The sequence below is a fragment of the Pseudomonas sp. WHRI 8519 genome (assembly GCF_040224055.2).
Taxonomy (GTDB): domain Bacteria; phylum Pseudomonadota; class Gammaproteobacteria; order Pseudomonadales; family Pseudomonadaceae; genus Aquipseudomonas; species Aquipseudomonas putida_X.
In genome coordinates, this window is the sequence record NZ_CP167996.1 from 2674466 (window position 1) to 2692803 (window position 18338).

Below are 18338 nucleotides of genomic sequence, written 5' to 3' on the forward strand. Positions count from 1 at the left end.
TGGCATGAAACGACTGTTGATCGCGACCCTGCTGTTGGGCACGGGCCTGGCTGCCCAGGCTGAGGAAGCCACCGATGCACTGGTGAAGAAGGGCGAGTACCTGGCCCGTGCCGGTGACTGCGTGGCCTGCCATACCGCCAAGGGCGGCAAGCCTTTTGCCGGTGGGCTGCCGATGCAAACCCCTATCGGCACCGTGTACTCCACCAACATCACCCCGGATGTCACCGGCATCGGCCAGTACAGTTTCGAAGATTTCGACCTGGCCGTGCGCAAGGGCGTGGCCAAGGACGGCAGCACGCTGTACCCGGCCATGCCGTACCCGTCCTATGCGCGGGTCACGGACGAGGACATGCGCGCGCTGTACGCCTACTTCATGCAAGGCGTGCAACCGGTGGCGCAGCCGAACAAGGCCACCGACATCCCTTGGCCCTTGAGCATGCGTTGGCCGCTGGCGATCTGGCGGGGCATGTTCGCGCCAGAGGTGAAAGCCTGGCAAGCGCCGGCCGGCGCAGACCCGGTGGTCAGCCGGGGTGCCTACCTGGTGGAGGGGCTGGGCCATTGCGGCGCGTGCCATACACCGCGTGCCCTGACCATGCAGGAAAAGGCCCTAAGCCCCGCCGATGGCGAGCAGTTCCTTGCCGGCAGCGCGCCGTTGGAAGGCTGGATCGCCAAGAACTTGCGCGGTGACCACAAGGACGGGCTGGGCAGCTGGAGCGAGGAGCAGCTGGTGCAGTTTCTGAAAACCGGCCGCAGTGACCGCAGTGCCGTTTTCGGCGGCATGAGCGATGTGGTCGAACACAGCATGCAGCACTTGAGCGATGGCGACCTGACGGCCATTGCCCGCTACCTCAAGACGCTGCCGGCAAGCGACCCGGACGACCAGCCGCATGTGTATGACAAGCAAGTGGCACAGGCTTTGTGGAATGGCGATGACAGCAAGCCGGGTGCGGCGGTGTACATCGACAACTGCGCCGCCTGCCACCGCACCGATGGCCAGGGGTATACCCGGGTGTTCCCGGCGCTGGCCGGCAATCCGGTGGTACAGACGGCCGATGCCACCTCGCTGATTCATGTGGTGCTCGAAGGCGGCACGGTGCCGGCGACCCATACCGCGCCGTCGAACCTCACCATGCCAGCGTTCGGCTGGCGCTTGAGCGATCAGGAAGTGGCTGAGGTGGTGAACTTCATCCGCACCAGTTGGGGTAACCAGGGCAGCGCTGTTTCGGCCAGTGATGTGAAGGCCATTCGATAGGGCTGGCGCTATCCCCTTGTGGGCGTCGGCTTGCCGGTGGTGCCGACACCGCGGTGTATGGCACCGGCTTCGCCGGTGATCGCCGGCAAGCCGGCTCCCACTGGGGGGTGAGCGGCGCCTCAAATAGTGGACACCAATCCAGCCTTTGGCGGCTAGATGTGGCGTCAATAAGACTGGCACTAGACCTTTGTGGGAGCCGGCTTGCCGGCGATGCGGACACTGCGGTGCATGGCACCGGCTTCGCCGGTGATCGCTGGCAAATTGAATTACTCAGTGACCCGCAAAGGTCGCACCCCTGTAAAATCCCGACGAACGGTAGGTGACGAAAGCGCGCGGTTTTGATGTATTGAAACCGGTTTCATTCACCGTCACCGACAATAATCACAAGGGACCGAAATGACCGATCTGCCTGCCCATTCCCGTGAGCGCGTGACCATCAGCGAGGTCGCACGCGTTGCCGGCGTCTCCAAGGCCACCGTGTCGCGCTACATCGGCGGCGATCGCCAACTGCTGGCAGAAGCTACCGCCAAGCGCCTTGAAGAAGTCATCGAACGCCTGGGCTACCGGCCCAACCAGATGGCCCGCGGCCTCAAGCGTGGCCAGACGCGTTTGATCGGCATGCTGGTCGCAGACATCCTCAACCCCTATTCAGTCGCGGTGATGCACGGCGTTGAAACCGCCTGCCGCCAGCACGGCTACAGCCTCGTGGTGTGCAACACCAACCGCGACGACGAGCAAGAGCGCCATCACCTGGCGGCCCTGCAGTCTTACAACGTCGAGGGCCTGATCGTGAACACCCTCGGCCATCACCCCGGCGAACTGCTGAACCTGCAGCGTGACATGCCCATGGTCCTGGTAGACCGGCAACTGCCAGAGCTGAACGTCGACCTGGTAGGGTTGGATAACGCCCACGCCATCGGCCAGGCCCTGGACCATTTGCAGGCGCGCGGCTACCGCGACATCCTGGCGGTCACCGAACCGCTGGACGGCACCAGCTCCCGGCTGGAACGCACCCAGGCATTCACCGCGTCGATCAGCCGCCGCGCTGGCATGCGCCAACAACTGGTGGAAATCGACAACGCGCTGCCCGCCCGGCTTGACGCCTTTCTCGCCAGCAAGGGCCATGGCCCGCAGGCGATCTTCACCTTCAACGGCGTGGCCACCCTGGCGGTGACCCGTGTACTGCACGACGCTGGTTGCAACCTGTTCCAGGACGTAGGCCTGATTGCGCTGGACGAACTGGACTGGTACCCGCTGGTGGGCAGCGGCATCACCGCGCTCGCCCAACCCACCCAACGCATCGGCGTGGCCGCCTTCGACTGCCTGCTCGACCGCCTGCGCGGGGAGAGCGGGGCGCCCCGGCGCCTGAACTTCGAAGCAGAGTTGATCATCCGAGGTTCCACGCAATCACGAAACTGAAGCAATGGCTGGCAAAGACGCCGGCCATTGCTGCAGCCTAAAAATGAAACCGGTTTCATAAGGATAAGAACAATGCACGCGAACCCCGTTTCCATCAGCCTTTCCAGCTACGGTGCCAGCCTGGTCCGGGAGCGTGGCCAGGAGAGCTTCCTTGAAATGCTGGCCGCTGCCGGCGTGAGCTGTGTCGAACTGCGCGAAGAGCTGTTCGACGAGGCGCCGGATGCCACCGCGCTGTCGGCGGCAATCACCGCGCTGCAGTTGCAGTGCCTGTATTCCACGCCACTGGAGCTGTGGACGCCTGAAGGGCAGCTGGACGCGCGCTTGCCCGCCAAGCTGGCGCTGGCCCGCGCACTCGGCGCTGTGGCGCTGAAGGTGTCGTTGGGGCATTACCCTGGCGCAGGCGACCTGGCAGGCTTGCAAGCGCACCTGCGCCCGGGTGACCCGCTGTTGCTGGTGGAGAACGACCAGACCGTGCAGGGCGGGCGCATCGCCCCGCTGCTGCAGTTTTTCCAGCGCTGCGAGGAGCAGGGGCTGGCGCTGGGCATGACCTTCGATATCGGCAACTGGCAATGGCAGGGTGAATCCGCCGCGCAGGCAGCCCAGTCGCTTGGCCGCTGGGTGCGCTATGTGCATTGCAAGGCGGTGCAGCGCGAAGCCAGCGGGCGCCTGGTAGCTGTTGTGCCCCAGGCACGCGACCTGATGGCTTGGGAGGCGATGTTCGCCGAGTTCACCCCTGGGCTGATGCGCGCCGTGGAGTACCCGCTGGCCGGCGCTGATTTGCTGGCGTTGACCCGCGCCCAGGTCAATAACCTGGCCCGCATCGCCATGAGCGAGGAGGTGAGCCATGCCTACGCATGACGTTCTGTGTTTTGGCGAAACCATGGCCATGTTCGTTGCCGAGCAGGTCGGTGACCTGGCGGCTGTAGGGGCATTTACCAAGCGCATTGCCGGCGCCGACAGCAATGTGGCCATCGGCCTTGCCCGCCTGGGTTTTCGGGTGCGTTGGCTGAGCCGGGTGGGCAACGACTCGCTCGGGCGCTTCGTGCTCGACACCCTGCAGCAGGAAGGGCTGGACTGCAGCCAAGTGGAGGTCGATGACCAGCACCCGACCGGCTTTCAGCTCAAGGGCCGTTGCGACGACGGCAGCGACCCGGTGGTGGAGTATTTTCGCCGCAACTCCGCGGCCAGCCACCTGTCGCTGGCGCAGCTCAGCCCGGCGTTGCTGCAGGCCCGCCACCTTCACGCTACCGGTATTCCACTGGCGCTGTCGGCCGGCTGCAGGGCGCTGGCCCATGAGCTGGTCGAACGCATGCGCAGCGAAGGGCGCAGCATCTCCTTCGACCCCAACCTGCGCCCGTCGCTGTGGCCCGACAGTGCGAGCATGGTCCGTGAGGTCAACGCGCTGGCGGTGAAGGCGCATTGGCTGCTGCCAGGGCTGGAGGAAGGGCGCCTGTTGACCGGTTTGCAAACCCCGGCAGACATCGCTGCGTTCTACCTGGACCGTGGTGTCGAGCATGTGGTGATCAAGCTGGGCGGCGAGGGTGCCTACTACCGCAATGCTCAAGGCCAAGGGCAGGTCGCCCCTGTACCCGTGGCCAGGGTGGTGGACACTGTCGGCGCCGGCGACGCCTTTGCCGCTGGCGTGGTCAGTGGCCTGCTCGAAGGCCGCCCGCTGGCCGAGGCGGTCGCTCGCGGCAACTGGTGCGGCAGCCGCGCCGTGCAATCGCGCGGCGACATGGAAGGACTGCCCCTGCGCCGGGAGCTGGAAGCGTACGCGTTACTCAAGAGTGCCTGAAACTTTGATCGCCGGTACGCCGGCCGGTTGCTACAAAAACAACAAGCTCAGGAGCCGCATCATGCAATCGACAAGCCTCGCCCCACGCCGTTGGTGGTACATCATCCCGATCGTCTTCGTCACTTACAGCCTGGCCTACCTCGACCGCGCCAACTACGGCTTCGCCGCCGCCTCAGGCATGGCCGATGACCTGAACATCACCCCGGCGCTGTCGTCCCTGCTGGGGGCGCTGTTTTTCCTCGGCTACTTCTTCTTCCAGGTGCCTGGCGCCATCTACGCGCAAAAACGCAGCGTCAAAAAGCTGATTTTCGTCAGCCTGATCCTCTGGGGCAGCCTGGCGACCCTGACCGGCATGGTCAGCAACGTCTACCTGCTGATTGGCATCCGCTTCCTGCTCGGGGTGGTCGAGGCCGCGGTGATGCCGGCGATGCTGGTGTACCTGTGCCATTGGTTCACCCGCGCCGAACGCTCGCGCGCCAATACCTTCCTGATGCTGGGCAACCCGGTGACCATCCTGTGGATGTCGGTGGTCTCGGGGTACCTGATCAAGCATTTCGACTGGCGCTGGATGTTCATCATCGAGGGCCTGCCGGCGGTGCTCTGGGCGTTCATCTGGTGGCGCCTGGTGGACGACCGGCCAGCCCAGGTGGGCTGGTTGAACGAGGCGGAAAAAGCCTCGCTCGAACAGGCCCTGGCCGCTGAGCAGCAAGGCATCAAGCCGGTGAAGAACTACCGCGAAGCGTTTCGCTCGGCGCAGGTCATCGTGCTGTCACTGCAGTACTTCTGCTGGAGCATCGGGGTGTACGGCTTCGTGCTGTGGCTGCCTTCGATCCTCAAGCAAGCGGCGAACGTCGACATCGTCGAGGCCGGCTGGCTGGCCTCGGTGCCCTACCTGGCAGCGGTGCTGGCCATGGTCGGGGTGTCGTGGGCCTCTGACAAACTGCAAAAGCGCAAGCGCTTCGTCTGGCCGCCCTTGCTGATCGCCGCGCTGGCGTTCTATGGCTCCTACGCGTTGGGCACCGAGCATTTCTGGGCGTCCTATGCATTGCTGGTGATTGCCGGGGCTTGCATGTACGCCCCCTACGGCCCGTTCTTCGCCATCGTGCCGGAGATCCTGCCCAGCAATGTGGCCGGTGGGGCCATGGCCCTGATCAACAGCATGGGCGCGCTGGGCTCGTTCGGCGGCTCGTGGCTGGTGGGCTACCTCAACGGCGCCACCGGTGGCCCTGGCGCTTCTTACCTGTTCATGTGCGGTGCGCTGCTGACAGCAGTGGCGCTCACGGCTGCACTGAAAACTCCGCAAACCTCCGGCCAGGCCAAGCCCCGCGGCCAGCGCCTGGCCATGAGCCAATAGGAAACAGCCATGAAAAAGCGAATCGTCCTTTACAAGCGCCTGCCCGAGGCCTTGCTGGCGCGCCTGCAACAGCAGGTCGAGGTGACCTGGGTGGATACCACCGGCAGTGACGGCCTGGCCCGGCTGCGCGATGCCTTGCCCGGCGCCCACGGCCTGCTGGGCGCCAGTGTGCGGCTGGACAGCAGCCTGCTGGACCTGGCGCCCCAGCTTGAAGTGGTGGCCAGTGTGTCGGTCGGCGTCGACAACTACGACATTGCCGAACTCACCCGCCGTGGCGTGATGCTGACCAATACCCCTGATGTCTTGACCGAAACCACCGCCGACACCGGCTTTGCCCTGATCCTGGCCACTGCCCGTCGGGTCGTGGAGCTGGCCGGCTGGGTACGTGACGGCCACTGGCAGGCCAACATTGGGCCGGCGCACTTTGGCAGTGACGTGCATGGCAAGACCTTGGGCATCGTTGGCATGGGGCGCATTGGCGAGGCCTTGGCAAGGCGTGGCGCCGCCGGGTTCGGCATGCGCGTGCTGTACCACAGTTCGCGGGCCAAACCAGAGGTGGAGGCCCGCTATGGTGCCCGCTATCGCACCCTGGACGCGCTGCTGAGCGAGGCGGACTTTGTCTGTTTGACGGTGCCTTTGAGCGCCAGCACCGAAGGCTTGATCGGTGCACGGGAGCTCTCGCTGATGAAGCCCGAGGCCATCCTGGTGAACATTGCCCGCGGACGTGTGGTGGATGAGCAGGCACTGCTTGCGGCGTTGCAGGCCAAGCGCATACGCGGCGCCGGGCTGGATGTGTTCGTGCAGGAGCCGTTGCCGGCACATTCGCCCCTGTTGCACCTTGACAATGTGGTGGCAACCCCGCATATCGGCTCGGCAACCCATGAAACCCGCGAGGCCATGGCGCGCTGTGCGGTAGAGAACCTGTTGAGCGCGTTGGCGGGGCACAGGCCGGCGAATCTGGTGAATGAGGTCTGAACGCGAGCGCCGCACGTGCGGCGCTCACTGGAAGGCAGCCTGCTAATGGCCACCCTTCATGCGCCGCGCCACCGCGTATATCCCCAAGCCCACCAGCGCCGCAGCGGCGCCGATATAGCCGGTGCTGGTCCAGCCCAGCCCGGCACTGATGGCCATGCCGCCAAACCACGGCCCCAAGGCATTGGCCAGGTTGAAGGCCGCATGGTTGGAAGCCGCTGCCAGGCTCGGCGCTTCGTGGGCAATGTCCATCAGGCGGATCTGCAAGGGCGCGGCCAGTGCGATCATGGTGCCGACCAGGCCGATGCCCAACAACAGTGTCCACAGCGAATGGGCAGCGAAGGTGAAGAACACCAGCACGGCGGTCGACCACACCAGGACGATGCCCACGGCGCGGAACTGCAGCCGGTCGAACAGCTTGCCGCCGGCAATGTTGCCGATGATGCCGCCAAGACCGAAGGCGGCCAGGCCAAAGGGAATCCACTGGGGCGCTACTCGAGTCACTTCCAGCATGGTCGGCGCCAGATAGCTGAACACACAGAACATGCCGGCAAAACCGATCGAGGCGATGCCCAGCGCCATCCACACCTGCGGCAGGGTGAAGGCTTTCAGTTCCTTGCGTGGGTCGCTGCGTACTTCATCGCTGCGTTGCGGCACGTAGTGCCAGACCAGGGCGATGGTGCACAGGGCGATCAGGCCCACCAGCAAAAACGCCGAGCGCCAGCCAAAGTACTGCCCCAGGAATGTCGCCACGGGGTTACCCAGCAACATGGCCAGTGTGAGGCCCATCATTACCCGGGCTACGGCGCCGGCGCGCTGGTTGCTCGGTACCATGCTCGAGGCAACCACCGCAGCGATGCCGAAGTACGCACCATGGGGCAGGCCGCTGATGAAGCGGAAGGCCACCAACCCTGCGAACGACGGGGCGAAGGCGGTGGCCAGGTTGCCGATGGCATACAGCGCCATCAACAAAAGCAGCATGTGCTTGCGCAGCAGCTTGGCACCGAGAATGGCCAGTGCCGGCGCACCCACCACCACACCCAGCGCGTAGGCGCTGATCGCATGGCCTACCTGGGGCTCGCTCAGGTGCAGGTTGGCGGCGATGTCCGGCATCAGCCCCATGATCGCGAATTCGCCGGTGCCAATGGCAAAACTGCCCAAGGCCATGGCGGCTTCCATCTTGCCGATTTCGCCTTTGGAAAGGGCGACTGGCGGTACTTCATGAACTGACATTAGGATCCCTATTGAAACATGCTGAAACGTTCAAGGCGGGATCATAGTCAATTCGTCCACTGAGCGTCGAGGACGACGGGCAGTGGTTCAGTCCATCATCTGCAGCTCGGGCAGCTTCACCCGAAAGGCGCGGGTCAGCCCGAGCAAGCAGACGAAACCTGCCGCCATCCAGCACAGGCCGATGGTGAACGACATGCTCGACAGGCTGCTCCACAGCCACAGTGTGCTCAAGAAACCCAGCGCCGGCAGGGCGCCATACAGCAGGCAGTTGCGTGTGCCACGCAGCTTTTGGTCGACGAGGTAATGCTTGACCACCGCTAGGTTGACGGCCGAAAAAGCAAACAGTGCGCCGAAGCTGATCATGTTGGCGACGGTGTCCAAGGTGATGAACAGGGCGACCAGCGACAGGGTGCTGACCAGCATGATCGCCGTGGCCGGCACGCGCTTTCGCGTCACCAGGCGGCCAAACGCCCGCGGCAATGCGCCGTCGCGGCCCATGGCGAACAGCACGCGGGACACGCTGGCCTGGGACACCATGGCCGAGGCGAAGCAGCCGGCCACGTAGGTGGCGGTAAAGCCGGTCACCAGCAGTTCGCCACCGACATGGCGCATCACATCCACCGAGGCGGAGTCCGGGTCAGCGAACGAGGCCCAGTCGGGGAAGACCATCTGGGCGCAGTACGACACCAGCAAAAACAGCAGGCCACCGATCACCGACACGGCCAGGATCGCCTGCGGGATACGCCGGGTCGGGTCGCTGGTTTCCTCGGCCATGGTCGACACCGCGTCGAAGCCCAGAAACGACAGGCACAGCACCGCAGCGCCGGTCATGATCAGCGGAACACTGAAGCCCTCGTGGTGGAACGGTGCCAGCAATGACACCGGTGCGCTCTGCTCGCTGAGGTTGCGCACCGACAGCGCGACGAAAACGATGATGAACACCAGTTGCGCCACCACCAGTATCCAGTTGACCCGGGTGATCGACTCGATGCCGATCAGGTTGAGGAAGGTGACCAGGGTGATCGAGCCCAGCACCCACACCCAGGCGGGCACCGCCGGGAAGTACTCGGACATGTAGATGCCGATCAAAAGGTAGCTGAGTAAGGGCAGGAAGATGTAGTCGAGCAGCAGGGTCCAGCCGGCGATGAAACCGAAGTGGCTGCCGAAGGCCTTGCGGGTGTAGGTGTAGACCGAGCCGGAGTACGGGTGGGCCTGGACCATGCGGCCGTAGCTGTAGGCGGTGAGCAACATGGCGGCGAGGGTCAGCAGGTAGGCGGTGGGCAGATGCCCTTTGGTCATCTGGGTGACCAGCCCGTAGGTGGTGAACACGGCCAGGGGCACCATGTAGGCGAGGCCGAACAGCACCAGTGCGGTCATGCCCATGGATTTTCTGAAGCGGCCTGAAGCGGTGGGGTGCGACGCAGAGCGGGGCGGGTGGGCTGTATTTGTTGTTGTATGCATTGCTGACTCCTGGTTCTGGATGCAGGACGCCGCAATATGCGAGCAGGCTCGATACTGTTGATGGCGTTGGATCAGGGGCAGAGCTTGAGGTGGGACGAGGGAATGCTCCCACACTCGCGGCGCACCCGAAATCACCCTTTGGGGGGAGCCTGTACAGGAGCCGCGCCATGGCTCCTGCACGCAGGTGGCGCGCTAGGCCAGCAGGTTTTCCAGGTTGTGCAGGATCGAGGCTGCGTCGTAGGGCTTGCGCACCACCGGCACATGTTTCAAATGCTCGGGGATGTTCATGCTGTCGCCGTAGCCGGTGGCGAACAGGAAGGGGATATTCAGGTTGGTCAGCGCTTCGGCCACGGCAATGGAGGTGCCGGTGCCCAGGTTGATGTCCAGCACGGCGACATCCGGGGTGTGGCTGGCAAGCAACTTCAGGGCTTCGGCTTCAGAGCTGGCGGTGAGCACTTCCTGCACCTGCGCATCGGCCAGGATCTGCTCAAGGCCAACCGCGATCACCAGCTGGTCTTCGAGTATCAGCACGCGCGCCTTGGCCAGGCTGCTGCAGTCTACCTGTGGCTGCTGGTGGGTAACGGCCGGGGTCTCGCTGGCGAGCTCTTCGACCAGCGTCAGGTGCTTCGCCGGAATCCGGAAGAAGCCCTGCAGGCCCTCTGGCCTGTATTCGAGAGTGCTGCTGCCACCCAGGTCGAACGGGATGCTTCGCTCGATCAGAACAGAGCCGAAGCCGCTGCGGGTCGGTGCCCGTACGATTGGCCCGCCGCTCTCGCGCCAAGTGATGTCACAGGCCCCACCCGAGTCGACCACCCAGCTGACGGCCAGCTTGCCGCCCGCCCTGGACAAGGCCCCGTACTTGGCCGCATTGGTCGCCAGTTCGTGAAGCACCAGGGCCATCACCGAATAGGCGCGGGCATCGAGCAGCAGCGCGGGGCCGTTGAGCGCCAGTGCATCGGCGCTGGTGCGGTAAGGCGACAGTTCGGCCTCCAGCAAGTTGCCAAAACGGCCGCCACCGTCACCGCGTACCACCTGATCATGTGCCAGGGACAATGCCTGGATCCGCCCTTTGAGCGTCGCCACATAGCCACTGAGCGTCTGGTTTTCCGAGGTGGGGTGGGCCACCAGCGTACCGATGAGCGCAAGAATGTTCTTCACCCGGTGGTTCAGTTCCTCGTTGAGCATCCGCTGGCGAACAGCCGCCCTGGAACGCTCATCGGCCAGCAGTTCGCTGTTATGCAGCGCCACCTCGACCACCGCCGCACGGATGGCTTCGCCAAACTGGCGGTCCTGCTCGGACCAGGGCAAGCAGTGGTGGTGGACTGTCTCTTTCCACACGGCGAAGCTCTTGCGGGGGGTGAGGCGGTCGCCCAGAGGGCCGCTTTCGTACGTCTTGTTGGGGTCGCCCGCCCAGTTCAGGGTTTCGACCACCTCCTTGCGAAACAGCATGAGGTAGTCACGTGGGTGCTGCGACATCGGGATGATCAGCACCCCCGCGACATCCAAGGCATAGTCCTTGGCTGCAGGGTGCGCCAGCGACAGGCAGTTCGACGCCCAGGTGCGGCCTTCGGCGACGCCTTCGGCAAAGCTGAGCAAACCGGGTACCGCCTGCCTTGGCGGCGTCAGCCCGGCCACGGTCCATTGGCCTTGCAGCGCCATGCCAATACCGTCGCAGGGGATCAGGCCCTGAAAGTCGGGCAAGCGCGCGCGCAGCAGTTCGTCGATGTCCGTTGTGCGGTGCGCATCGTGCAGCAGGTTGTCGAGCACCTGCCGGGCGTGGGCGGCGGCCTCCAGCGTTTGGCGGGCGTTGAGGGTCTGGATGTGCAGGGAAAAGAACTCGCCGAACATCTCAGCCGCGACCCGCTGCCCCATGCTCAGCGTGCGTGGTGCGTAATGGTGGCAGGCGATCAGCCCCCAAAGGGCACCGTCGACGATCACTGAAATCGACATGGATGCGCCCACGCCCATGTTGTTCAGGTATTCGCAGTGAATCGGCGAAACGCTGCGCAGGTGGGCATAGGAGAGGTCGAGGGGCTCGCCAGACAAGTCCAGTACCGGCTCGAGCGGCACGGTCTTGAAGTTGGCGTCGGAAATGACCCTCACCGGGTTACGCAGGTACAGTGCCCGGGCCTGCTGCGGAATGTCCGAGCCTGGGAAGTATTGCCCCAGGAAGCTCTCAAGCCCGCTACGCCTGGCTTCGGCCACGACCTTGCCAGCGCCGTCGGCGCCCAGCTGGTAGATCATCACGCGGTCGTAACCGAGCAGTGCGCGAACCCGCTTGGCGGTATCGGCCACGAGCCTGTCGGAGCGGTCGATCTCGCGCAATTGGGCGATGACCGTGCGCACCAGTTCGATTGGTTCGGCGATGCTTTGGCTGGCAGGCTCGAACTCAAGGATGACAGTGCCCTTGAACAGGTGGGCAGACACGTCGAATGCTTTGCCTGAGGCCAGCACCACGCCAAACGACAGCGCTGGTCGGGAAGCTTCCCTCACACGCGCCAGTGAGTTGCGCACCGTGTGGGCTGCCTCGACGCCGATGATTGCCTCCAGCCGTTGACCATTGACGCCGCCTGCCACGCCGAGCATGGACGCGGTATTTGCCGAGTGGCGCAGGACCAGGCTGGCTGAGGCGTCGCAGGCGAGCAGGCAGCCGTGTGGCTGGATGCTGCCCGGTATCTGGATCGGCTCGCGATCGCAATTGGTCAAGTTGACGTGAGGTTGCAAGGTCATGGTTTTCCGCCGGCAGTGCTAAGACCGGCTGCCTGTGTGACCGCCGAGCATGTTCAAGCAAACGCAGTGTTCACAGTTGCATTAACTGGCGAGTCTAGCCTGCGCCTATGGCTTAGTCACCTTGGCGTCGCAGAGGTTTCGGCGGCTATCGCCCAAATTGCCATCAGCGGGTGCCGGCGCGATGGCTTGGGTGTGCAGGCTTGGGCCAAGGGCGCCGGGGCGGGTTGACCTACGCCTGGAAGTCCGATGGGTTGGGCGCATCATTGAGTGCATCCTGGCGGATGTCGAGATATACGGCCGCTCCGCATACGCCGAGCAGGCCTACCGAGGCGATCACGATGTCGCCCAGCAGCATGCCGGCGAGCAGGATCAACAAACTTAGCCTACAGAACAGCGCCATGGCCACCTCCTTGGCAATTGGGATGCGCGATGCCCCGTACCCTATCGCCTGAGGCCCAGGGATGCAGCCTTGCCTGCTGGTTGTGGCAATCCTGGCGCCCGCTTTGGCAGAACGAGCGCCTTCGGGGCGCGAACGGTGGTTCACCTGCCTGATCTGGTGTCCGTTTTGCCCTGCGCGCGTAGGTGGACTAACAGGTTCGCCAGTTGCACTGCACCGATCAGGATGAAGCCGGCAACGATACCTTCCAGGCGTATCAGCCCAGGTTCAGGGCTGGCATCGGCATAGGCGTCCGGCACCATCACCACCAGGTACACCAGCGCGAACTGAGTGCCGGCATAGGCGAAGGAGCGGTTGCTGTTCTCGATATGCCGGCCCAACAGCACCCCGATGCACATCACCAAGGTCATGGCCAGCCAGTTCGAACCCATCAACCCCAGTGCCAGCCAAGCGCACGCGGCGCCGGCAGCACAGCCGATCAGGCGATGGATATTGCGCAGGGTCACTGCCTTGCTGCCAGGCACCAGCGCGGCTGGCGGCACCATCATCACCGCCATGATGGTAATGGCTGCCTGGCTTAGCCCCTCGACGGCGAGCCACTGGCCCAGCAGTGGAATCAGTGCCAGCGCAACGCCGGCCTGCAGGGCGTGCACCCGCATGCTGCGGGTAACCTTGGCGGGCAGGGCCGCCTTGGCAAGCGGGGCGTGCGCTGTGACGACAGGCAACGCGCGCCTCACTGTGTGGCCAGAGAGCATCGCCACGAACCAGCAGGCCAGGGTACCGCAGGCCACTTCTTCGATCCGGGTTCTGGCGAAGTACAGCACGGCATCGGGGTCGTCGGCCTGCAGGCTCGCGATAGACACCATGGCGAAGGTAAGCCCGGTGAACAACCACGCATAACCATGGGCATAGCGGATGGCACACAGCAACGTGGCAGCACCGACCAGGCCGATGACCAGGCCAAGCCAGTGCCCGGGCAGCCCCGTGCGCGTCGCGAGTACGGCAGCGGCCATGGCGCCGGCCGCGGTGCCGATGATTCTCAGCCCGCCCCGATAGACAGTGTCGTGCAGGCTGGAGCGCATGACCATGTACCCACTGAACGCGGCCCAGCCGACATTGGCAACGCCCAGGTAGTGCGCCATGGCTATGGCCAGCAGCACTGAAAGCAGGGTTTCCGCCTCGTCGACCAGGCGCTGGGGCAGCCGCTGTGGGGTGACGAACTCCGAACGTATGCCTTGGCAGAATTTCGCCAGGCCGTGCCAAGGTGAGTGTTGATCGGACATTGCAGTACCGTGACCATGTTCGACGGCGTGGCGCGACCTGCCACTGGCCCCTGAGCACAGGATAGGCCAGCAGCGGGCAGTGGTCGGTTTACCTAATCCCCCTGGGGTACTGCACTGTTGCCATGAACCTCTGCTTCAAAAGCCTTCCAGCACGATCTTGCCGCGGGCTTTGCCGCTTTCGAGCAGGGCATGGGCGCGCCGCAGGTTGTCAGCGCTGATGGCGCCGTAGTGCTCGCCCACGGTGGTCTTGAGCACACCCTCGTCGACCAGGGCCGACACGCGCTCGAGCAACTGATGCTGTTTGATCATGTCTTCGGTCGTGTACAGCGAACGGGTGAACATCAGCTCCCAGTGCAGCGACAATGACTTGCGTTTGAGCGGCACGACGTCCAGTTGGGCGGGGTCATCGATCAGCGCAAGCTTGCCTTGCGGCCGAAGCACTTCCACCAGTTGCGCCAGGTAAGCGTCGGTGTGCGTCAGGCTGATCACATAATCCACTGGCTCCAGGGCGTGCTCTGCCAGTTGCTGGGGAATCGAAACGGTGTGATCGATCACATGGTGGGCACCCAGTTCGCTGACCCATTGCTGGGTTTGTGGGCGCGATGCCGTGCCGATCACGGTCAGTTGCGTCAGCTGCCTGGCCAGCTGCACCAGGATCGACCCAACGCCGCCACCGGCGCCAATGATCAGCAGGCGTTGCCCCTTGCCACCGTGCTGCTCAACGCCCAGGCGGTCGAACAGCAGTTCCCAGGCGGTGATGGACGTCAGCGGCAAGGCTGCGGCACTGGCATCGTCCAGGCTGCGGGGTTTACGCCCGACGATGCGCTCATCCACCAGGTGGTACTCGCTGTAGCTGCCAGGGCGGTCGATGGCACCGGCATAGAACACCTCGTCACCGGGCTGGAACAGTGTCACCGCGTTGCCGACCTCGCGCACGATACCGACCGCATCCCAGCCCAGCACCTGCGGCTGGTCGGCGCTGCGCGAGGCCCTTACCTTGGTGTCCACCGGGTTGACCGCAATGGCCTTGACTTCGACCAGCAGATCGCGGGCACCTGGGGTGGGCTTGGGCAGATCGGCCTCGTACAGCGACTGCGGGTCCTGAATCGGCAAACCGGGTTGGGTGAAAACAATGGCCTTCATTGCCATGACCTCGTTAGGGGAAGGAGTGCTGCTGAGGCTACCTGCATTGTGTTGAGTCAAAAACAGGGGCAATCGGATAAGACTTTCACTTTTACGGTGAAAATCAGCCGCGCCGCGCCTGTTTCGGTCGGCGCGGCTCAAAGCCTCTGCAGCGCCGGGGTTGGCTCGTTACACAGCGACAGCACCCCGCGTTCCGGCGAGTTGAACATCGACTTGAGATTGCTTTCGATATTGCGGCAAAAGTCTTCGGTACGGATGCGGTGCTGGCTGTTGCCGAACGGCGCCTGAAGGTCCGTGCCGATCCGTTCCATGGCCAGCAGCATGCAGCCCACGACCGTCGATACGACCGGCGTGAACCAGCCTAAGGTTGGAACCAGGCTCAGCGGCATGATGATGCAGAACAGCGTGCCAAACAGCCTGGGGAAATACACATAAGGGTAGGGCAGCGGTGTATTGGCGATACGCTCCATGCCGCCTTGCCAGTTCGACAGGTCTACCAGGGTCGACTCGATGCGCGCCAGCCTGATGCTGTCCAGGCGACCTTCGTTGAACTCGTGCGTGATCAATTCTGCCGAACCGCTGAGAATGTCGTTGGGCACGTTGCTGGACCCGGCCAGGCGGGCCCGTTCACTTTCAGTGAGCAAAGCGCCCAGCGCTTCGGGGTTTCTGTCGCCACCCAGGTGCATGCGCAGGGCATGCAGATAAGCCACGTGCCGGCGCATGAGCTGGGCTTTGACCGGGTTCAGGCCCTGGCTGTCTTCGATGAGGGTAAGCACCTGCCGGCCCAGGCTGCGCGAGCTGTTGACCATCGACCCCCACAGCGTCCTGGCCTCCCACCAGCGATTGTACGCACTGGAGTTGCGAAAGCTGATGAGCACCACCAGCGCGGAGCACAACAGCGTCAGGGGCATCAGCGGAAGCTCGAACCCGTAGCCTGTGACCAGCATGGCATCGAGGGTAACGGCCACGTCCCACAGCAGTAGCCACAGCAGCGACCACCCGACGTATGTGACCGTCCTGGCCAGGCATTTCCATTTCATATCCAGTGCGTGGGTCATGGCACAACTCCTTGTAAGCCCTTTGAAGACGGGCGAAAGCGCCTTTGCTGGGGACAGGTTAAGGTGCCAGACTTAATCGCAGCTTAATCTTGAGCTTGAGCATGGTGGAGCCTTCCGGCGCTTGGCGCAGGTGTGCGACCATGGCCGACGGTTGTCACTGAGAGACAGGTTATGGATCGCGAAAGTCCTGGCATTTACAGCCCTACTGGCGCGTCTGCAGCGCAGAACCAGGAACATGCGTTTCCAACCAATACTGCAGAGCGATTGCAGCTGGCGCTCGATGCAGGTGCCATCATCGGCACCTGGTTATGGGATATCCCCAACAACCAGGTCACAGCCGATGAGCGCTTCTCCCGATCCTTCGGGCTGTCGGCAGACAGGTGCATGGCGGGCATACCGATCGAAGAAGCGTTCGCCTCCATTCACCCGCACGACCGTGAGCGAGTCTGGGCAGACATCCAGCAAGCGATGGACCGTGGTGGGGCATTCAGGTGCGAGTACCGGGTGCGTCACGACGATGGCGGCTACAGATGGGTCGAGGCCAATGGCCGCGCACAGCACGACCTGCAAGGTGTGGCTGTGCGCTTCCCTGGCATACTCATGGATATCGAGTCGCGGCGTTCGGCAGAGGCTGAGCGCGACAGGATGTCGGCCCTTTTGCGAACATTCACGGCAGCGGTGCCCGGGGTTGTCTATGCCAAGGACCTGGCGGGGCGCATGCTGGTGGCCAACCATGGGGCCACGCAACTGATCGGCAAGCCGCCGGAGTTCTACCTGGGCAAGACCGATGTCGAGTTCCTGGAGGACAAAGCCCAGGCTCGCCAGGTGATGGAGACAGATCAGCGCATCATGCACGGCGGTGTGGCCGAGCAGATCGAGGAACGGGTCGACATGCCCGATGGCTCGGCGACCTACTGGCTGTCCATCAAGGCCCCGCTGCTGAGCGACACCGGCGAAGTCATGGGCCTGATCGGGTCCTCCATCGATGTAACCGCCCGCAAAAATGCTGAATCCAAGTTGCGTGAGCTCAACCGTACGCTGGAAGCACGCATCGAGGAAGCCGTGGCCGAGCGCGAAGCGGCCCAGGCGGCGCTGCGTCAGTCGCAGAAGATGGAAGCGGTCGGCCAACTGACCGGGGGGATTGCCCACGACTTCAACAACCTGTTGGCAGGCATCACTGGCAGCCTGGACCTGATCAAGCTGCGTTTGAACCAGGGGCGGGTCGCGGACGTGGAGCGTTACTTGTCGGTAGCGCAAGGGGCTGCCCAGCGTGCTGCCTCACTGACACACCGCCTGCTGGCATTCTCGCGCCGCCAGACGTTGCTGCCTGAGCATACCGACGTCAATACCTTGATCAGCGATATGGAAGAGCTGATTCGTCGAACGGTCGGCCCCTCGATCAACCTGCGGGTGCTGCTCAATGCGCAGGCCAGCACGTGCCTGGTCGACCCGGCGCAAGTCGAAAATGCGTTGCTCAATCTCTGTATCAATAGCCGTGACGCCGGCGGCGGTGAGATAGCCATCAGTACATTCGACCAAGTGCTGCAGCCAGGCCTGGACCTCGATCCAGAGCTGTCCCCCGGAACGTATCTGACAGTTTGCGTGGCTGACAATGGCATCGGTATGAATGCCGAAACACTCAGCCGCGCATTCGAGCCCTTTTTCACGACAAAGCCGGTCGGTGCGGGCACCGGGCTGGGCTTGTCGATGATCTATGGGTTCGCCAAACAGTCAGGGGGGCAGGTGAAGATCGAATCGCAGGAGGGCGCAGGCACCCGCGTCTACCTGCAGTTACCCAGCCAAGCCGCCCGTGCAGGCCAGGATGCGTCTGTACGAGCGCCAGTGAAGGCGCCGCCGGTGCTATCCGGTGCCACGGTCCTGGTGGTCGACGATGAGCCCTCGGTGCGGATGTTCGTCAGCGAAGCCCTGGGCAGCTGTGGCTATGTCGTGATTGAAGCGGCTGACAGCCTGGCGGGCTTGCAACTGCTGCGCTCGGATACGCGTATCGACCTGTTGGTGACGGACATAGGCCTGCCTGGTGGCATCGACGGCCGGCAGATGGCGCAGACGGGCCGCCTTTGCAGGCCTGGGTTGCCGGTGCTGTTCATGACCGGGTATGCGCAGCCGCATGTACTGGACCAGGCCCCGATGGAAGCGCACACGGCAGTGCTGACAAAGCCGTTTGCACTCGAAGCGCTGTCGCTGAACGTCAATACGCTGCTTGGACATTCAAGCCGATAA

At 63.8% G+C, this 18338-nt stretch carries 14 protein-coding genes; 7 read left to right on the plus strand and 7 right to left on the minus strand.

Going from position 1 to position 18338, the window contains the following annotated elements:
- Positions 1 to 4 precede the first annotated feature (4 nt).
- From ABRP30_RS12255 to ABRP30_RS12280, 6 genes are all read left to right on the plus strand, one after another.
- Positions 5 to 1252, plus strand: coding sequence for a cytochrome c (locus tag ABRP30_RS12255; RefSeq protein WP_267823615.1), 1248 nt, complete (start codon positions 5 to 7; stop codon positions 1250 to 1252).
- A 396-nt stretch (positions 1253 to 1648) separates the two neighbouring features.
- Positions 1649 to 2671 (plus strand): LacI family DNA-binding transcriptional regulator, encoded by a 1023-nt coding sequence (locus tag ABRP30_RS12260; RefSeq protein WP_267823617.1) that lies wholly within the window; start codon positions 1649 to 1651, stop codon positions 2669 to 2671.
- A 72-nt stretch (positions 2672 to 2743) separates the two neighbouring features.
- On the plus strand, positions 2744 to 3529 hold the full coding sequence (locus ABRP30_RS12265) for a sugar phosphate isomerase/epimerase (RefSeq protein WP_267823619.1): 786 nt from the start codon (positions 2744 to 2746) through the stop codon (positions 3527 to 3529).
- Positions 3516 to 4466 carry a sugar kinase gene (locus tag ABRP30_RS12270; protein ID WP_267823621.1) on the plus strand — a complete coding sequence of 317 codons (951 nt, stop codon included), beginning with the start codon at positions 3516 to 3518 and terminating at the stop codon, positions 4464 to 4466. The genes ABRP30_RS12265 and ABRP30_RS12270 overlap by 14 nt, the downstream gene beginning before the upstream one ends.
- Positions 4467 to 4527: 61 nt before the next feature.
- Positions 4528 to 5820, plus strand: coding sequence for an MFS transporter (locus ABRP30_RS12275; protein WP_267823623.1), 1293 nt, complete (start codon positions 4528 to 4530; stop codon positions 5818 to 5820).
- Positions 5821 to 5829: 9 nt separating this feature from the next.
- A complete protein-coding gene (locus ABRP30_RS12280; protein WP_267823626.1) occupies positions 5830 to 6795 on the plus strand; it encodes a D-glycerate dehydrogenase in 966 nt (321 codons plus the stop codon).
- A 42-nt stretch (positions 6796 to 6837) separates the two neighbouring features.
- Here the strand turns inward: ABRP30_RS12280 and ABRP30_RS12285 are convergent, their stop codons facing one another.
- The 7 genes from ABRP30_RS12285 to ABRP30_RS12315 form a co-directional block, all read right to left on the minus strand.
- Positions 6838 to 8025 carry an MFS transporter gene (locus ABRP30_RS12285; protein WP_267823628.1) on the minus strand — a complete coding sequence of 396 codons (1188 nt, stop codon included), beginning with the start codon at positions 8023 to 8025 and terminating at the stop codon, positions 6838 to 6840.
- Between the two features lie 87 nt (positions 8026 to 8112).
- Entirely contained in the window at positions 8113 to 9486 is a 1374-nt protein-coding gene (locus ABRP30_RS12290) for an APC family permease (protein ID WP_267823630.1), read from the minus strand.
- 192 nt (positions 9487 to 9678) lie between these two features.
- Positions 9679 to 12216: an HWE histidine kinase domain-containing protein gene (locus ABRP30_RS12295; protein ID WP_267823633.1), complete on the minus strand. Its 2538-nt coding sequence runs from the start codon at positions 12214 to 12216 to the stop codon at positions 9679 to 9681.
- A 229-nt stretch (positions 12217 to 12445) separates the two neighbouring features.
- A complete protein-coding gene (locus tag ABRP30_RS12300; protein ID WP_267823636.1) occupies positions 12446 to 12616 on the minus strand; it encodes a hypothetical protein in 171 nt (56 codons plus the stop codon).
- 140 nt (positions 12617 to 12756) lie between these two features.
- The gene (locus ABRP30_RS12305; RefSeq protein ID WP_267823638.1) at positions 12757 to 13896 is read right to left on the minus strand and encodes an FUSC family protein; all 1140 of its coding nucleotides are present in this window, start codon (positions 13894 to 13896) and stop codon (positions 12757 to 12759) included.
- Between the two features lie 135 nt (positions 13897 to 14031).
- Positions 14032 to 15039 carry a zinc-binding alcohol dehydrogenase family protein gene (locus tag ABRP30_RS12310; protein ID WP_267823640.1) on the minus strand — a complete coding sequence of 336 codons (1008 nt, stop codon included), beginning with the start codon at positions 15037 to 15039 and terminating at the stop codon, positions 14032 to 14034.
- A gap of 137 nt (positions 15040 to 15176) precedes the next feature.
- A complete protein-coding gene (locus ABRP30_RS12315) occupies positions 15177 to 16097 on the minus strand; it encodes a bestrophin family protein (protein ID WP_267823642.1) in 921 nt (306 codons plus the stop codon).
- 171 nt (positions 16098 to 16268) lie between these two features.
- On the opposite strand from ABRP30_RS12315, the gene ABRP30_RS12320 reads away from it, so the two are divergent.
- On the plus strand, positions 16269 to 18338 hold the full coding sequence (locus ABRP30_RS12320) for a PAS domain-containing sensor histidine kinase (RefSeq protein WP_267823643.1): 2070 nt from the start codon (positions 16269 to 16271) through the stop codon (positions 18336 to 18338).